This is a genomic window from Microbacterium sp. cf046 (assembly GCF_900114345.1).
Taxonomy (GTDB): Bacteria; Actinomycetota; Actinomycetes; order Actinomycetales; family Microbacteriaceae; genus Microbacterium.
In genome coordinates this window covers 592,823-610,048 of record NZ_FOZJ01000002.1, presented here as the reverse complement: position 1 = coordinate 610,048, position 17,226 = coordinate 592,823, and the positions used below count along the sequence as shown (strand labels likewise).

General features: G+C 68.0%; 16 protein-coding genes. 10 read left to right on the top strand and 6 right to left on the bottom strand.

Annotated elements, in window-relative coordinates; all coding sequences use genetic code 11:
* Positions 1–3: 3 nt before the first annotated feature.
* Positions 4–435 (bottom strand): hotdog fold thioesterase, encoded by a 432-nt coding sequence (locus tag BM349_RS09140; RefSeq protein WP_091706398.1) that lies wholly within the window; start codon positions 433–435, stop codon positions 4–6.
* Positions 436–489: 54 nt separating this feature from the next.
* On the opposite strand from BM349_RS09140, the gene polA reads away from it, so the two are divergent.
* Together polA and BM349_RS09130 are read left to right on the top strand one after the other, a co-directional pair.
* Positions 490–3,129 carry a DNA polymerase I gene (gene polA / locus BM349_RS09135; protein WP_091706395.1) on the top strand — a complete coding sequence of 880 codons (2,640 nt, stop codon included), beginning with the start codon at positions 490–492 and terminating at the stop codon, positions 3,127–3,129.
* A gap of 42 nt (positions 3,130–3,171) precedes the next feature.
* The gene (locus tag BM349_RS09130; protein ID WP_091706393.1) at positions 3,172–4,845 is read left to right on the top strand and encodes a DUF885 domain-containing protein; all 1,674 of its coding nucleotides are present in this window, start codon (positions 3,172–3,174) and stop codon (positions 4,843–4,845) included.
* A 14-nt stretch (positions 4,846–4,859) separates the two neighbouring features.
* On the opposite strand, the gene BM349_RS09125 is transcribed toward BM349_RS09130, so the two are convergent.
* Complete coding sequence (locus tag BM349_RS09125) at positions 4,860–5,513, bottom strand: phosphoribosyltransferase (RefSeq protein ID WP_091707225.1); 654 nt, start codon at positions 5,511–5,513, stop codon at positions 4,860–4,862.
* Between the two features lie 96 nt (positions 5,514–5,609).
* On the opposite strand from BM349_RS09125, the gene BM349_RS09120 reads away from it, so the two are divergent.
* From BM349_RS09120 to BM349_RS09110, 3 genes are all read left to right on the top strand, one after another.
* Positions 5,610–6,653, top strand: coding sequence for an LLM class flavin-dependent oxidoreductase (locus BM349_RS09120; protein ID WP_091706391.1), 1,044 nt, complete (start codon positions 5,610–5,612; stop codon positions 6,651–6,653).
* Between the two features lie 69 nt (positions 6,654–6,722).
* A complete protein-coding gene (locus tag BM349_RS09115; RefSeq protein WP_091706389.1) occupies positions 6,723–8,075 on the top strand; it encodes an MFS transporter in 1,353 nt (450 codons plus the stop codon).
* Between the two features lie 48 nt (positions 8,076–8,123).
* On the top strand, positions 8,124–8,888 hold the full coding sequence (locus tag BM349_RS09110) for an SGNH/GDSL hydrolase family protein (RefSeq protein WP_091706386.1): 765 nt from the start codon (positions 8,124–8,126) through the stop codon (positions 8,886–8,888).
* Here BM349_RS09110 and BM349_RS09105 read toward each other — a convergent pair.
* Positions 8,877–9,443 carry a dihydrofolate reductase family protein gene (locus BM349_RS09105; protein WP_091706384.1) on the bottom strand — a complete coding sequence of 189 codons (567 nt, stop codon included), beginning with the start codon at positions 9,441–9,443 and terminating at the stop codon, positions 8,877–8,879. The two genes, BM349_RS09110 and BM349_RS09105, sit on opposite strands and share 12 nt — an antisense overlap.
* A gap of 90 nt (positions 9,444–9,533) precedes the next feature.
* On the opposite strand from BM349_RS09105, the gene BM349_RS09100 reads away from it, so the two are divergent.
* The 3 genes from BM349_RS09100 to BM349_RS09090 all read left to right on the top strand — a co-directional run bounded on the left by BM349_RS09100 (position 9,534) and on the right by BM349_RS09090 (position 10,707).
* Positions 9,534–9,920, top strand: coding sequence for an ArsR/SmtB family transcription factor (locus BM349_RS09100; protein ID WP_091706382.1), 387 nt, complete (start codon positions 9,534–9,536; stop codon positions 9,918–9,920).
* Positions 9,913–10,350, top strand: a complete 438-nt coding sequence (locus BM349_RS09095) for an SRPBCC family protein (protein ID WP_091706379.1) — start codon at positions 9,913–9,915, stop codon at positions 10,348–10,350. Before BM349_RS09100 ends, BM349_RS09095 begins: the two co-directional genes overlap by 8 nt.
* 99 nt (positions 10,351–10,449) lie before the next feature.
* Positions 10,450–10,707 (top strand): DUF6458 family protein, encoded by a 258-nt coding sequence (locus BM349_RS09090; RefSeq protein WP_091706377.1) that lies wholly within the window; start codon positions 10,450–10,452, stop codon positions 10,705–10,707.
* A 132-nt stretch (positions 10,708–10,839) separates the two neighbouring features.
* Here the strand turns inward: BM349_RS09090 and BM349_RS09085 are convergent, their stop codons facing one another.
* Positions 10,840–12,546: a SulP family inorganic anion transporter gene (locus BM349_RS09085; RefSeq protein WP_091706374.1), complete on the bottom strand. Its 1,707-nt coding sequence runs from the start codon at positions 12,544–12,546 to the stop codon at positions 10,840–10,842.
* A 152-nt stretch (positions 12,547–12,698) separates the two neighbouring features.
* Between BM349_RS09085 and BM349_RS09080 the strand changes: the two genes are divergently transcribed.
* Complete coding sequence (locus tag BM349_RS09080; protein WP_091706371.1) at positions 12,699–13,619, top strand: AEC family transporter; 921 nt, start codon at positions 12,699–12,701, stop codon at positions 13,617–13,619.
* Between the two features lie 142 nt (positions 13,620–13,761).
* Positions 13,762–14,319 (top strand): HdeD family acid-resistance protein, encoded by a 558-nt coding sequence (locus tag BM349_RS09075; protein WP_091706366.1) that lies wholly within the window; start codon positions 13,762–13,764, stop codon positions 14,317–14,319.
* 57 nt (positions 14,320–14,376) lie between these two features.
* On the opposite strand, the gene BM349_RS09070 is transcribed toward BM349_RS09075, so the two are convergent.
* Together BM349_RS09070 and BM349_RS09065 are read right to left on the bottom strand one after the other, a co-directional pair.
* The gene (locus BM349_RS09070) at positions 14,377–16,350 is read right to left on the bottom strand and encodes a S9 family peptidase (RefSeq protein ID WP_091706364.1); all 1,974 of its coding nucleotides are present in this window, start codon (positions 16,348–16,350) and stop codon (positions 14,377–14,379) included.
* Positions 16,351–16,354: 4 nt separating this feature from the next.
* Positions 16,355–17,125 (bottom strand): SDR family oxidoreductase, encoded by a 771-nt coding sequence (locus BM349_RS09065; RefSeq protein WP_254773804.1) that lies wholly within the window; start codon positions 17,123–17,125, stop codon positions 16,355–16,357.
* Positions 17,126–17,226: the final 101 nt, after the last annotated feature.

Here is a 17,226-nt window from a genome sequence, read left to right as displayed (position 1 = left end):
GGCCTAGTTCTTCGGCATCGCCTTGATCATGTTCGTGATCCGGACCGTCGACAGCCGGCGACCCTGATCGTCGCTCACGGCGATCTCGTGCACGGTCATGCTGCGACCCAGGTGGATCGGCGTGCACACACCGGTCACGACGCCGGAGGTCGCCGATCGCGTGTGCGTCGCGTTGATGTCGACGCCGACCGCGAGGCGACCCGGCCCGGCGTGCAGATTCGCCGCCATCGAGCCGAGCGACTCCGCGAGCACCACGTACGCACCGCCGTGCATCAGCCCGACCGGCTGCGTGTTCCCCTCGACCGGGAGCGTCGCGACGCAGCGGTCGATCGAGAACTCCAGGAACTCCATCCCCATCTTCTCGGCGAGAGCGCCCATTCCGCGGCGCGCGGCCCAGACCAGGCCGTTCTCTTCGGGCGGGAGGATGTCGGTCATGTGGCGCCTTCGGTCGTCGGGAGCGGCGTCCGAAGCCCTTACTAAGCTTGCAGGGTGACGGACTCCGCAAAGCCTACCCTTCTGGTCGTCGACGGCCATTCGCTCGCGTATCGGGCGTTCTTCGCCCTTCCGGTCGACAACTTCACGACCAAGGACGGGCAGCACACGAACGGGATCTACGGGTTCCTCGCGATGCTGATCAACCTCATCAAGGCGGAGAAGCCGACGCATCTGGCGGTCGCCTTCGACACCTCGCGCCAGTCCTTCCGCACCCGCGAATACGCCGAGTACAAGGCGAACCGCTCCGAGTCGCCGAACGAGTTCAAGGGCCAGATCCCGCTCCTGCAGGACTGCCTCGCCGCGATGAGCATCACGGTGCTGCAGAAGGAGGACATCGAGGCCGACGACATCCTCGCCACCCTCGCCACCCAGGGCGCCGAACAGGGGTTCGACGTACTGGTGTGCTCCGGCGACCGCGACACGATCCAGCTCGTGAACGACGACATCACCCTGCTGTACCCGAACGTCCAAGGGGTGTCGCAGCTCAAGCGCTACGACCGGGCGGCAGTGATCGAGCGCTACGGCGTCCCGCCCGAGCAGTATCCCGACATCGCCGCCCTCGTCGGCGAGACGAGCGACAACCTGCCCGGCGTGCCCAAGGTCGGCGAGAAGACCGCGGTCAAATGGCTCGGCCAGTTCGGGTCGTTGGACGCGCTCCTGGAGAACGCCGACAAGATCACCGGAGTCGTCGGAGGCAACCTCCGCGAGCACCTCGACGACGTGCGGCGCAACCGCACGCTGAACCGCCTGCTGCGCGACGTCGAGCTTCCGGTCACGATCACCGACCTCGAGGTGCAGCCGATGGACGCCCAGGGCGTGCGCGACATCTTCGCCCGCCTCGAGTTCAAGACGCTGATCCCGCGCGTGGCGGAACTGGCCGGCATCGAACAGCAGATGGCCGCAGTCACAGCAGCCGCAGCGGTCGCCGCACCGGTGCCCGGCGAGCCTTCCGCCGAAGAGCTCGCCGCGTGGCTGGAGCAGGCCCAGGGCGAGATCGGCGTGACGATCACGATCGAGGGCGATCAGCCGCGCCGGGTGGGATTCGCGACTCGGGAGGCCGCGGTCGAGGCGACCTGGGGTGCGGAGGTCGCGGCATCCGTCGGTCCCTGGCTGACCTCGGACGCGCCGAAGGTCTTCAGCGACGCGAAGCTGCAGGTCAAGGCACTGCGTCGTGCCGGCATCCGCATCGGCGGTCTCGCATTCGACACGATCGTGACCGGATGGCTGCTTCGGCCGAGCTTCCCCGACAAGACGCTCGCCGATCTCGTCGACCGATATCTCGACGAGAAGCTGCCCGAGTCGGACCCCACCCAGCTCGTACCCGAGACCGAGGGCGCCACCCCAGGGCAGCTGTCGTGGTACACCCTGCGGGTCGCGGACGCGCTCCGCGGTGAGCTGGCCGCCAGCGTCGCATCGGTGCTCACCGACATCGAACTGCCCACGCTCCTGACCCTGGCCGACATGGAGCTGGCCGGGGTGTCGGTGTCGCACGTCAAGCTCTCGGAGTTCTCCGAGGAGCTCGGCGAGCGCGCGGACGCGATCGCGCAGGAGGCGTTCGCGGCGATCGGCCGCGAAGTCAACCTCGGCTCGCCCAAGCAGCTGCAGGAAGTGCTGTTCGAAGAGCTGCAGCTTCCGAAGACCCGCAAGACGAAGACCGGGTACTCGACGGATGCCGCCGTGCTCGCCGATCTGCAGGACACCAACCCGCACCCGTTCCTGGATCTGCTCCTGCAGCACCGCGAGGCGACGAAGCTGCGACAGATCATCGAGTCCCTCGACACGGCTATCGCAGCCGACGGCCGGGTCCGCACCACGTACGTCCAGACCGGCAGTCAGACCGGCCGGCTCTCCAGCACGGACCCGAACCTGCAGAACATTCCGGTACGCACCGAGGAGAGCCGCCGCATCCGCTCCGCGTTCGAAGTCGGCGAGGGCTACGAGACGCTGCTGACCGCGGACTACTCGCAGATCGAGATGCGCATCATGGCGCACCTCTCCGAGGATCCGGGTCTGATCGAGGCGTTCAACTCGGGCGAGGACCTGCACCGCTTCGTCGGCGCCCGCGTGTTCGGCGTCGCTCCGGAGGAGGTCACCTCCGCGATGCGCACGAAGGTCAAGGCGATGTCGTACGGGCTCGTGTACGGACTGTCGGCATTCGGACTCTCGAAGCAGCTGCGCATCGAGCAGACCGAGGCCAAGCAGCTGATGATGGAGTACTTCAACCGATTCGGGGCCGTGCGGGACTACCTGCGCTCATCGGTCGAACAGGCGAAGATCGACGGATACACCGCAACGATCTTCGGTCGTCGGCGACCGTTCCCGGACCTTGCCAGCCCGAACCGGGTGCTGCGCGAGAACGCCGAGCGCGCAGCCCTCAATGCCCCGATCCAGGGGAGCGCAGCGGACATCATGAAGATCGCCCTGTTCCACATCCATGACGAGTTCGACGCCGAGCAGCTGCGCTCGCGTGTGCTCATGCAGATCCACGACGAGCTCGTCATCGAAGTCGCCCCGGGGGAGTGGGACGCCGCCGAGCGCATCGTCCGCGGACGAATGGGCGATGCGGCAAGCCTCGCGGTGCCGCTCGATGTGCAGATCGGGCGCGGTCAGGATTGGAACGAAGCAGCACACTGAATCGTGTTGGCGGCGCCGGGGTCCTTGCCTAGGCTCGAAGACATGACAGATGCAACACGTACCCCCACGCCGATCGATACGATCGCTGACGCGTGGGTCGACACCCTCGCCGAACGACTGCCCACGGTGGCGACCTACATCGGCCGCTCCGAATACAACGACCGGTACGGCGACTACTCGCCCGAAGGCTGGGATCAGCTCATCGCCGAGGGTCGGAGCACCCTCGGCGCACTCGAGTCCGCCACCCCCGTCGACGACATCGATGTCGTCACGAAGGAGGACCTCAGCCGCGAGATCCAGCTGGAGGTCGACCTGCACGATGCGAAGTGGCATCTGCGCGACCTCAACGTGATCGCGTCGCCCGTCCAGGACATCAGGTCCGTGCTCGACCTGATGCCCACCGACACCGCCGACGACTGGTCCGTGATCGCCACCCGACTCGGTGCGATCCCCGGCGCGCTCGAGGGCTATGTGACCACCTTGCGCGAAGGAATCGCGCAGGGCATCGTGCCCGCGCGCCGTCAGGTCGTCGAAGTCGTGACGCAGATCGCACGGTACACGAGCGATCAGGGGTTCTTCGCGACCTTCGCAAGCGAGGCCGCACCTGCGGAGGGACAGCTTCCCGCATCGCTCGCACGCGAATTGGCCGACAACGCCAACGCGGCACGCGTCTCGTACGACGCGCTCTCGCAGTTCCTCACCGGCGAGCTCGCGCCGGTCGCCGGCGAGAAGGACGCGGTCGGCCGTGAGCTGTACGCGCTGCAGTCGCAGCGGTTCCTCGGCGCCACGATCGACCTCGACGAGACCTACGACTGGGGTGTCGAAGAGCTCGCGCGCATGGTCGCGGAGCAGGAGTCGATCGCCGACCAGATCAAGGCTGGGGCGAGCGTCGAAGAGGCCGTCGCGTTCCTCGAAGAGGACCCGTCGCACAAGCTGCACGGCACTGACGCCCTGCAGAAGTGGATGCAGGAGACCAGCGACCGCGCGATCGCCGAGCTGGGCAGGACGCATTTCGACATCCCCGAGCCGATCCGACGCCTGCAGTGCATGATCGCGCCCACCAAGGAGGGCGGGATCTACTACACGGGCCCCACCGACGACTTCTCACGGCCCGGCCGCATGTGGTGGTCCGTGCCCGAGGGCGTCGAGGAGTTCGACACCTGGCGCGAGCTGACCACCGTGTATCACGAGGGCGTCCCCGGCCACCACCTGCAGATCGCCCAGGCCGTATACAACCGCGGGCAGCTGAACTCGTGGCGGCGCCTCCTCGCGGGCACGTCGGGGCACGCCGAAGGCTGGGCGCTGTACGCCGAACGGCTGATGGAGCAGCTCGGGTACCTCGAGGATCCCGCCGACCGGCTCGGTATGCTCGACGGCCAGCGCATGCGCGCCGCCCGCGTCGTTCTCGACATCGGCGTGCACCTGGAGAAGCCGCGGCCCGACGGTCAGGGCACGTGGGATGCCGACTATGCACTCGCGTTCATGCGACGCAACGTCAACATGTCGGACGAGTTCGTGCAGTTCGAGGTCAACCGCTATCTCGGCTGGCCGGGCCAGGCACCGTCGTACAAGGTCGGTCAGCGCATCTGGGAGCAGATCCGCGATGACGCGAAGGCCGCACAGGGCGACGCGTTCGACATCAAGGCCTTCCACAAGCGCGCGCTGGACCTCGGCGGCGTGGGACTGGACACGCTCCGCTCGGCGCTCACGAACTGACGGGTTCGACGGGCTCAGCGTCCGGGGGAACCCTCGGCCGCTGGGCCCGTCGCAGCGTCGTTCAGCAGTCGCCTCACGACCTCGTCATCGGTCTGCGAGAAGTCTCCGTAGAACTGCCCGACCGCCCAGAAGTCGCGGATCGGATGCGGGCAGATGTATTCGTCGACCACGCCCGGCTCTGGTCCCCACTCTGCGGGCGCGACCGGCACGGCCAGGATGACGCCGACAGCCCCCTGCGCTCGAAGCGCCCGGCATGCGGCCAGCGCGGTGGCGCCGGTCGCGATCCCGTCGTCGACGATGATCGCAGTGCGTGCCGCCGCGGGCTGCTCGGCCGCGAAGAGCCGCTGGCGCCGCGCGAGCTCGACTCGCTCGACATCCTCGACGGCCGCGAGCTCCTCCGCCGTGATCCCACCCCGACGGACGGCATCGGCGTTGACCACCTTCACGCCCTCGGCGATCGCCCCGACCGCGTACTCCTCGTGATGTGGCGCGCCGAGCTTGCGCACGACGGCAGCGGACAGCGGAAGGCCGAGTGCGCGCGACACTTCCGCCGCCACGACCACTCCGCCGCGGGGGATGCCGAACACCACGGCGTCCGAACCGCGCGCGAACTCGAGCTCGCGCGCGAGCTGCTGCCCCGCATCGACCCGATCCGCGAAGATGATCACGCGCACACGCTACGCCTCGGCAGGTCGCTCCGACACCGGGAATGCCCGCTCAGCCCGGGCTGTTCATATGCATGTGCATAGAAATGGGACACTGCGATGACCTCACCCGACCCCGCACAGCTGGACCTCGGCCTCGACACCTTCGGCGATGTGACGAGGGACGCATCCGGCGAGCGGGTCAGCGACGCGCAGACGATCCGCAACGTGGTCGACGAAGCGGCCCTCGCCGACGAAGTGGGGCTGGCGTTCTTCGGCGTGGGGGAGCACCATCGCCCCGAATTCGCGATCTCGAGCCCCGAGATCGTGCTCGCCGCCGCGGCGACGCGCACGACGAACATCCACCTCGGAACCGCGGTGACCGTGCTGTCCTCAGACGATCCGGTGCGCGTGTACGAGCGGTTCTCAACACTGGATGCCGTCTCGCGCGGCCGCGCCGAAGTGATCCTCGGCCGCGGCTCGTTCATCGAGTCGTTCCCGCTGTTCGGCTACGACCTGCGCGATTACGAAGCGCTCTTCGATGAGAAGCTCGACCTGTTCTCCCAGCTGCTGACCGAGAAGCCGGTCACATGGCAGGGTTCGATGCGCGCTGCGCTGACCGATGCCGATGTGTTTCCCAAGACCGAGAACGGGCTCAAGGCGTGGGTCGGAGTCGGTGGAACACCCGAGTCGGTCGTTCGCGCGGCACGCTACGGCTACGGCCTCATGCTCGCGATCATCGGCGGCCCGGCGGCCCGGTTCCGCCCGTTCGTCGATCTCTACCATCGTTCGCTGGACTCCTTCGGGCGCGATCGCCTGCCGATCGGCATCCATTCGCCAGGCCACATCGCCGAGACCGATCAGCAGGCGTGGGACGAGGCGTACGAGGGCTTCGAATCGATGAACAACACGATCGGCAGGGAGCGCGGGTGGCCCCCGTACAGCCGGATGCGCTTCCAGCACGACGTCGGCCCGGAGGGCGCGCTCTACGTCGGAGCTCCCGAGACCGTCGCGCGCAAGATCGCCGACACGGTCCGTACCCTCGGCAGCACGCGATTCGACATGAAGTTCTCGACGGGGACCCTCTCGCACGAGAAGATGATGCGCTCGATCGAGCTGTACGGCACGCGCGTGCAGCCCCTCGTGCGCGACATGCTCGCCTGACCGCTAGCACTCTCGTGCGCGACGCGCCACACCCCGACGCCCGAACGGGCGGCGGCCTAGCATGACGTCATGACGGATGCCCCTCCACGATCCGCCTCGCTGTCGGAGCGGCTCGATCGCCTGCCGTTCACCCGCCGTCACCTGAGGGTGCTGACCGGCTCGGGGATCGGCTGGGCACTGGACGCGATGGACGTGGGGCTCATCTCGTTCGTCATCGCGGCGCTGGCCGCGCAGTGGAGCCTCGAGCCGACCCAGACCGCCTGGATCGCATCGATCAGCTTCGTCGGGATGGCGGTCGGAGCTAGCGTCGGAGGACTTCTGGCGGACCGCTTCGGCAGACGCCAGGTGTTCGCGGTCACCCTGCTCATCTACGGGATCGCCACGGGGGCGAGTGCGCTCGTGGGCGGCCTCGCCGCTCTGCTCGTCCTGCGCTTCCTCGTCGGCCTCGGGCTCGGCGCCGAGCTGCCGGTGGCCTCCACGTACGTCAGCGAGTTCGCCCCGGCCCGCATGCGCGGCCGCCTGATCGTGATCCTCGAGGCGTTCTGGGCGATCGGCTGGACGGCTGCGGCGCTCATCGGGTTCCTCGTCATTCCCAGCTCGGAGAACGGCTGGCGCTGGGCTTTCGCACTCGGCGCGATCCCGGCGGCGTACGCGCTCATCGTGCGCTGGGGACTGCCCGAGTCAGCGCGGTGGCTCGCCCGGCGCGGGCGGTTCGCAGAGGCGGATGCCGTCGTCCGGTCGTTCGAGGACGCCGCGGGCATCGCGGAGCGCGCGGAATCGGACGTGCGTGCCGATGAGCGCCCCGCCGCCGCGCTGTCTGCGCGCGAGCGCCTTGCGACACTCTGGTCGGCCGAGTTCCGCGTGCGCACCGCATGCCTCTGGCTCGTGTGGTTCTGCGTCAACTTCTCCTACTACGGGGCGTTCATCTGGATCCCGTCGATCCTCGTGTCGCAGGGCTATGACCTGGTCCGATCCTTCGGCTTCACTTTGATCATCACGCTGGCACAGCTGCCCGGCTACGCGGTCGCCGCCTGGCTGATCGAGGTGTGGGGCCGCCGGCTCACGCTGTCGGTGTTCCTGGCCGGATCAGCGGTCGCCGCGATCCTCTTCGGCACGGCTTCTGAAGAGTGGGTGGTGATCGCGACCGGGATGGCCCTGTCGTTCTTCAACCTCGGCGCCTGGGGAGCGCTGTACGCCGTGACACCCGAGATGTATCCGACGTCGCTGCGCGCGACCGGCTCGGGGTGGGCCGCAGGTGTGGGGCGCATCGCGTCGATCGTCGCACCTCTGACCGTCCCGCTGCTGCTCGCGGCCGGCGGCGCGCCCCTGCTGTTCGTGGTGTTCGCAGCGTTCTTCGGTGTCGCGTCCGCAGCGGCGTGGGGACTGCTGGACCGACGCGGTCGCGCACTCGACGATCGCTAGTCCCGTCCGGCATCCGCGGGTCGTCGGGGCGGGCCTTAAGGTGGGGGAGTGGCAACCGTTCGATACGTCGCGATCGGCGACTCCTTCACGGAAGGCGTGGGCGACGACCTTCCGAACGGACGCGTGCGCGGTTGGGCGGACCTCGTCGCCCAGGGATGGGCGGATGCTGCGGCCGAGCCGATCGGATACGCCAACTTCGCGATCCGGGGCAAGCTGGCGTGGCCGATCGTCGATGAGCAGCTCGAGCCCGCACTGGCACTGAAGCCGACTCATCTCTCCTTCAACGGCGGCGGCAACGACATGATCCGCCCCCGCACCTCGATCTCGCACGTCGTGGCCGCGTTCAGCCGCGTGATCGAGCGCTGCGACGAAGAGGGCGTGCGGCTGATCCTCCTCTCGGGCGCGAATCCTTCTGCTCAGCTGCCGCTCAGTCGCATGATCCAGCGCCGCGGCGACATCCTCTCTTACGCGGTCGGCGCGCGGATCGCCGACCGCCCGGATGTCATCCGAGCCTTCAACTGGCCCGATCGCGAACTGTCTTCGACGTCGTACTGGTCCGAGGACCGGCTCCACATGAATTCGCGCGGCCATCACCGGGTCGCGGCCCGCGTGCTCACCGCCCTGGGCATGGAGCCTCCGGCGGGGTGGTGGTCGCTCCCGCCGCTTCCAGAGGCGGCGCGGATGGGCGGCTCGACCTACTACCGCGAGCACCTCGGACCATGGGTACGTCGGCGGCTCACCGGCACCTCGTCGGGAGACGGTCGCGAACCGAAGCACCCGGACTGGGTCTCGATCGGCCCGTCAGCCGCCTGAGTCGCTCCGCACGGAGTACACGAGCTCTGCGAACTGCCCCGCCTGCCGGGCGGATTCCAGCGTCAGGCGATCCGACTCCAGACGTCGGGGGAGCAGCGGCTTGCCCGATTCCAGTGTCACCGGGGCGACCGACACCCGGATCTCATCGAGACGACCCGCGTCCGCGAACTGTCCGACGAGGTCGCCGCCGCCGACGAGCCAGATGTCGCGGTCGCCCGCGGCGCTCTCGAGCTCCTGCCAGATCCCCTCGACGTCACCGCGACGGAACCGGATGTCGGCGCCGGGAACCTCGGGCATCGGACGTGACGACAGGACGAAGCTCACGATGTCCTGGTAGAACCACTTCTCGGGATTCTCGAGCAGGCTCTCATGCGCGAGGATCCACTCGTACGTCGTCGAACCCATCACCAGCGCGCCCACCCCTTTGAGGAAGACCGAGAACGACGACTCCGCCTGATCGGCACCCGGCACGACGAAGAGCCAGGAGAGCGAGTCCTCGTCGTCCGCGAGGAAACCGTTGAGCGTGGTGGCCGTGTTGTAGATGACGCGGGACATGGGTCACACCGTAGTGACCGGTCCGGACACGCTTGACCTGTATTCAACCGATATGTATAGTACTTATTGGTTGAATACGTAGGGGAGCAGATGTCGACCGATGCACTGAGCCGGACATTCGCCGCTCTGGCCGACCCCACGCGCCGCGCGATCCTCGCGCGGCTCTCCGCGGGGGAGGCCACGGTGGGGGAGCTGGCCGCACCGTTCGAGATGACGTTCGCCGCCGTGTCGAAGCACCTGCGCGTGCTCGAGAACGCCGGACTGGTCAGCCGGGGGAGGGACGCCCAGTTCCGGCCGGCGAAACTCGAGGCACGACCCCTGGCCGCGGCATCCGAGTGGATCGGGGATTACGAGCGGTTCTGGGAGGACAGCCTCGGCGCGCTCGATCGCTACCTCGATGCCCTGCAGCAGAAGGCCGACCTATCGCCGGCCCCACATGAGAACGACTCACCAGAAGAGGAGAACCCCGATGGCTGACTACTTCACCGTCACCCGCACCATTTCCGCCCCCCGCGAGCTCGTCTACGAGGCACTGACCACACCCGAGCACTTCGCGGTCTGGTTCGGCACCGCCGCTGTGGACGTCCCTGCGGACACGCTGTCGATGGACGTGCGGCCAGGAGGGGCGTTCCGCGCGGTCATGCATCTTCCCGACGGCAACCTGATCCACTGGGCGGGCACGTATGTCGAGGTGGAACCGCCGTCGCACGTCGCGATGACGCTGACCGATCAGCCTGGGGACGACACCGGACTGCCCGTGATCTTCGACCTCGAGCCCGTCGACGGAGGCACCCGCCTGACGATCCGCCAGGACCGCTCCGACTTCTCGGACGAGCAGGTGGCGGCGACGATCGCCGGTTACAACGCATTCATCGACGACATCGAGAAGGTCGTCGCGGGGATGTAGCGAGAAGGCGGGCGGCGGTTGTCAACCCCTTGCCACTGAGGCACGCCGCCCCGAAGGTGGAAAGGTTGGGACGCGCCGCGTCCATCGAAAGGAAGTGCCATGAGCATCGGAGCCGGAGTAGTCCTGTTCGTCATCGGAGCGATCCTCGCGTTCGCCGTGAACGTGCAGCTCGATTGGATCAACCTCGACCTCATCGGGTACATCTTGATGGGTGCGGGAGTGCTGGTCTTCATCATCGGACTCGTCCTGCTGATGCGGAAGCGCCAGAGCGAGACGGTCACACGCACCGCCGTCGACCCGGCGGCGAACGAACGAGTCACGCGCCAGTCGACCAGCACGACGGACGACACGATCTGATCAGGCGGCGCTGAGACGGACCAGAGCCCGGATCGGGGAGCGTATCGCTGCCGGTCCGGGCTCTCTCCGTCGCTCGAGTTGACATAATGTGCATTATCGGCAAATGCCCACCGTGGTCGATGAGGAAGACTCTCACGCGGTCGGAGCCGTGGGCGTGGGCGAATCAGCACGGAACGCCCCGACCGCCTCTTCCACGGTCGGATAGATGTGCGCGTTGTCGAAGTGCTCCAGCGTCTGCAGCTTCGTGAGCACGTGCATGAGTTCCGGATCGACGTCCGCGAGCGCGAAGATGCGGTGGTTCGTGTGCAGCGAGGCGATCAGTCCCTCCAGATTGAGGCTGGCCGAGTAGTCGATGTCGCCGATGGACGAGCAATCCAGGATGAGCCATCGCACGGGTGACGGCGCAGTGTCGATGAGCTCCTGGATGCGATCGACGAAGAGACTGGCGTTCGCGTAGAACAGTCGAGAGTCGAAGCGGAAGACCAGCAGGCCGGGCATGCTCTCGCTGCCCGGCTCGGCGGGCGTGTACGTGGGCACGCCCGCCTTGTCGACTCCGACCAGGAAGTCGCTCGGCGTGTACGCACGGCGGACCAGCTCGATCACCGACAGGGCGATCGCCAGGATGATGCCCTGTTCGACGCCCCAGGCGAACACCACGATCGCCGTGACGAGGGCGATCAGGAACTCGCTCAACCGCGCGGCGCGGATCCGGCGCAGACCCTTCAGATCGACCAGGCCGAGGCCGATCATGAAGACGATCGCGGCCAGCACAGCGACCGGCATGTTCGTGAGGAACCCGGTCAGGAACAGCACGACGACGATCACCACGAGCGACATCGTGATGTTCGCCATCTGGCTGCGGCCGCGCTGCTCGTCGAGGATCTCGGTCTTGGTCGGCGAGCCGTTGACCACGAACGTGCCGGTGAGACCCGCCGCGATGTTGGCGCCGGCCAGGCCGAGGATGTCCTGGTTGATGTCGACCCGCTCGCCGTGCTTCATCGCGAAGCTGCGGGACGTCGCCGCACTCTGCGCGATGATCAGGAAGAAGCACGACAGGGCGACCCCCATCACCGCCGGGATGTCGCCGAGGTCGATCCCGCTGGGCAGCCCGAAGGGCGGCATCCCGCCCTGCACCGGGCCGATCACGGCGACGCCATGGCTGGAGGCGTCCAGCACATTGGAGAGGATGATCGAGAGCACGACGGCGATCACCGCGCCCGGGATCTTGCGGTTGATCAGCTTGCATCCGACGATGATCACGAGCGCTCCCCCTGCGAACGCCATCGTCCACAGGTCGGCATCGCCCAGATGCGTGAGCGTGCTCCACTGCTGCTCGAACCAATTGCCGGTGCCTTTCGGAATCCCGAGCATGTCCGGAATCTGCCCGGTCAGAACCGATATCCCGACCCCGGTGAGGAAGCCGATGAGCACGGAGGCGCTGAGGAAGTCGCCGAGGAAGCCCAGGCGCAGCAGGCGGGCCAGGATCAGCAGCCCGCCGCACACCAGCGCGACCAGGCTCGTCCAGGCCACCCACTCCTCCGTGTTGGGCGACAGTCCCGAGATCCCGATGCCGGCGAGGCCTGCGGCGAGGATCGCGGCGGTCGCAGAATCCGCGCCGACCACCAGCAGGCGCGACGAACCCAGGAGTGCGAACACGAGGGTCGGGAAGATGATCGTGTACAGGCCGGTGATCACCGGCGTCTGCGCGATCGACGTGTAGCCCATGACCTCCGGCACGGCGACCGCGGCGAGGGTCACGCCGGCCAGGACGTCGATCGGCAGCCACGTCACCTTGTACGTGCGGATCCACTTCGGCACCACTCGCGATACGACAGACATCCGGGACCTCTCCCCCAGCATCCGCAGCCGGAAGAGCCCCGCTCGAATGCGCGCCTCCCGCCGCGGCATACGACGGATGCTGGGATGCTAGTGCCGCGGTCATCCGAGCGACATCACTCGATGGGGGTGATTGAGGTTCTAGGCTCGAACCCATGCTCGAGAGCCTGACGGGATTCGTCGTCGTGGGCCTCGCGATCGCGGTCGGCTACGTCATCGGCCGGATCGATCTCCTGGGCGAGCACGCTCGTCCCGTCCTGGCGCGCCTGACCTTCTTCGTGCTCTCCCCGTTCCTGCTGTTCGTCGTGCTGGCGCAGGCCGACGTGCGCACGCTCTTCTCGGCGCTCCTTCCGGTCTCGGCGATCTCGGCGGTCGCGGTGATCGCCGTCTTCGTGCTCATCGCCCGCTTCGTGTGGCACCGGAGGCTCGGCGAGGTGATGATCGGAGCGCTGTCGGCCGGTCAGGTCAACTCCAACAACATCGGCATCCCGCTCTCGCTGTATCTTCTCGGGAGCGCTGCGTACCCGGCGCCGGTGATCCTGCTGCAGCTGCTGGTGTTCACGCCCATCTCGATGGCCGTGCTCGAGGCGGCGACCTCGGGCAGCGCGTCCTTCGGACGCGCAGTGTGGCGCGCGATCTCCAATCCCATCGTGATCGGCTCGGTGCTGGGCACGGCAGTCTCGGTCAGCGGATTCGACCTCCCGCCGATCGTGTTCCAGCCCGCGCTGCTGATCGCGAACGCCTGCGTTCCGATCCTTCTGATCAGCTACGGCATCTCGCTGCACGGCCAGCGCGTGCTCGGCGCTTCCGGCCGCCGCCGCGACATCTTCCTGGCGACCGGACTGAAACTCATCGCCATGCCGCTGATCGCGTGGGCGGTGGCCGAGTTCGTCTTCGGTCTCTCGCAGAAGGATGTCCTCATCGTCGTGGTGCTGGCGGCGCTGCCGACCGCGCAGAACGTGTTCAACTACTCGCAGCGCTACGGCGTGGGCGAGACGATCGCCCGGGACACGGTGTTCCTGACCACGATCGGATGCGTGCCGGTGCTGCTGCTCGCGACGATCCTGCTGGGCTGACCGGGGCCGCCACTCCCCCAAACCCACCGGCGGGAGCGCTCCCGACATCCTGCGACACACGGGCATGTGGGTCTCAGGCCGTCGACGCGGGGGTCTATGCTGTTGACCGCACCTCTCAGGTAACTCCCAGAAAGGGAATCTCATGTCTACCGAATCCGCAGCGGAGAAGTCAGCCGTCAACGGCATCCGCACAGCACTCGGCATCGGCGGCGTCCTGTCCGTCATCGTCGGTATCCTCATCCTCGCCTGGCCGGGCAAGACGGCGATGGTCGTCACCGCGATCATCGCGATCTACGCGATCGCGGCGGGCCTGGTCTACGCCGGCCTCGGCATCTTCTCCAAGACGAGGGGCGGCTGGTCGCGCGTCGGCCACATCGTCCTCGGCATCCTGTTCATCATCGCCGGTATCGTCGCGTTCCTGAACCTGGGTGCGGCCACGGCGTGGCTCGCGGTCTTCATCGGGATCCTCGTCGGCATCCTCTGGATCGTCGAGGGCATCGTCGCACTGTCGACCCTCGGCGACGCGGCGTCGAAGGGCTGGACGGTCTTCTTCGCGATCATCAGCATCATCGCCGGTATCGTCCTGCTGTTCTCCCCGCTGTACATCGCGTTCCTCTGGTGGCTGCTGGGCATCGCGCTCATCGTCCTCGGAATCATCCAGGTCGTCCGCGCCTTCACCTTCGGCAAGAAGGACCTCTAGGTCGCACGCATCACGAGGAAGCGCCCCCGGATCACCGGGGGCGCTTCCTCGTTTCGCCTACGACACCGGCAGCCGGCGCTTCCACCAGTCCAGCACGGCGGCGAAGCGCTCCACCCGGTGCCGCGGCTGCCCTGCGCGGGTGAGCTCGTGGTTCTCGCCCGGGAACACGAGCAGCTCGGCCTCGGTGCCCTGGCGCTTGAGCGCCGAGTAGTACCGGGTGGCCTGCTCGAGAGGGCAGCGGAAATCGAGCTCGGAATGGATGACGAGCGTGGGCGTGGTGACCCGATCGACGACGGCCATCGGGCTCTGTCGCGCGATCGCCTCGGGGTCGGAGCCGACGTACTCATCGCCGAAGAACGACCCGATGTCGCTCGTGCCCTGGAAGCTGGTCGGATCGAGGAAGCCGCGCTCCACGATCGCACCTGCGAACCGGTGGTCGTGGGCGATGACCCAGGCGGTCAGGTAGCCGCCGTACGATCCGCCCATCACGCCCACCCGCGATCCGTCCAGACGCTCGTCCGATGCGACTGCCCCCTCGAGGAAGTCGATGACGTCCGCGAAGTCCACCGTCCCCATCTCGCCGCGGATGCTGCGCCCGTGCGCTCCGCCGTACCCCGCCGAGCCGCGCGGGTTGCAGTAGACGACCGCGTACCCCGCGTCCACCAGCACCTGGGTCTCATCGAAGAGATGTATGCCGTACGTGGCATACGGCCCGCCGTGGATCTGCAGGAGGACCGGGAACGGTCCGTCGCCGTCCGGCCGGGCCACCCAGCCGTGCACCGGGTACCCGTCCCTGCCCGCGATCATCAGTTCGCGCGGCGTGACCGATTCGATGCCGTCGCCGAACGAGGTGAGCGTGCGAAGCACGCCGCCCTCCAGCGTCACGAGTTCTCCGAGGGATTCCGCCGTGGCGACGGATGCGATGACCCGGCCCGCTGCCGCGGCGTGACCGCCGACCTCGACATCCCCGGCGATGAGCTCGGCGACCTCTCCGGAACGGGTGACACGGAGAAGCCGCACCCGCCCGCGCGTGCGGTCCTGCACGAGGAAGTCCTCGCCGACCGCCGTGATGTGGCTCCCCACCTCGCCGAGGTCGACGCTCTCGGCATCGGTCAGTCGGCGGGGACCGCTGTCCTCCAGCAGCCAGAGGGCCACACCGGGTGCAACGAAGTCCACCCCGGATGCGCCGACGTCGGCAGCGAGGATCGCGATCGCGCCGTCGTCGGCGACCGCGACGTCCGAGATCGACAAGTGCAGGGCCGGTCCGATCAGCTCGCGCTCACCGGACCCGTCGACGCGCACCGCGACCAGCCGCGAGCTCAGATCGCGGCGATCGAATTCGATGTCCTCGACGACCGTCAGCACCTCGTCCCCGCGGAACACGGCGCCGAACCGGGATGACGGGCCCGACGTGAGCGCGGTCGCCTCCTGCGCGACGACCTGCTTCTTGGCCGGGCTTTCCCCTTCGGCGACGACGGATGCCGCGGGCTCGTAGTACGGCTCCGAATCCGGTGCCGGCGCGGGGACGACGAACAGCTGCGCGGGGCGATCGGCGATGTAGCCCAATCCGTTCGCGTGCCACCGGATGCCCGTGATGCGCCGGGGCGCCTCGGCCGCGGCATCCAGCCCCTCGACGCTGCCGTAGCGGCCCTCCTCCGGGATCCGGGCCGTGAAGGCCAGCGACGCCCCGTCATCCGACCAGTCGAAGCTCTCGACCCCGAGCGGGGTGTCGGTCACCTGAACCGGCTCCCCTCCCCAGGCGGCGACGACGTCGATCTGCGTCCTGCCCTTCGCGTCACCGCGGAGGAAGGCGATCGTGGAGCCGTCGGGCGACAGGCGCGGCGCGGCATCGGACACGCCGCGCGTGATGCGCCGCGGGATGCCGTCCGGCAGGTCCACGCGCCACAGCTGACCCACCGCTCGGTTGGCGGCCAGGTCAGGACGCGAGGTCGCGAAGACCGCGAAAGAGCCGTCGGGGGCGATGTCCGGTCGGCCGACGGAGACCAGCTTCTCGATGTCGGTGGCGCGCACCCTGCTACCGCGCGAACGTGGTCGTGTCGCCGATGAGCCGGGTGTGATCCTCCGGGATGGGCTCGACCGCCGCTCTGGCGACCTCGGCCGCGAACTCGGCGACGTTGTACAGGCGCCCCGCCGTCTCGCGCCGCTTCTCGGTCTCGCCCGGGTTGGCCCGTTCCAGCAGGGTCGCGGTGATGGTGCCCTCGATCATGTCGCCCGACACGACGACGAACTCGATCCCTCGGTCCTCCAGGTCCGGGATCAGCTCCCTCAGCGCATCCTCACCGGCGCGCTTGGAGAGCGCGACGCGCGTGTAGGAGGGCATCGTCGGGTTGGTCCGGATGAAGTGCGCCTGGTGGCTGGTCACGAACACCACGCGCGAACCCCGACCGAGCAGCGGCAGGGCCGTCTTCAGGGCGTTCACCTGCGAATCGCGATTCAGCAGCAGCGCGTAGTCCTCGCCCATGTCGGCCTCCATGCCGCCCGAGGCGTTCAGCACGAGGATGTCCAGCGAGCCGAAGGTGCGCTCGACCTCGGCGAACATCGCCGCGACCGATTCGCGGTCGGTCAGGTCGGCTCCCACGAGGAGCACCTCGCTGCCGTGGCCACGGAGCTCGGTCGCGAGCTTCTCTGCGCGGGCCGCCTTGTTCCGGTAGTTGACGACGACGTTCGCCCCCGCCTCGGCGAAATACCGCGCGGTGTCGGCGCCGATGCCGCGCGAGGAGCCGGTGACGAGTGCGGTCCTGCCCGCCAGGGACTGGGCGGCAAGAGGTGTGAGAGACGTGCTCAAGGGGTGCTCCATTTGCTGCGCGGCCCTGACATGCAGTGGGGGCCTGGGTGTTGCGTGACAGCGCGTGATCGCGCCCATAGAGCCTACCAATCGGCGGCTCT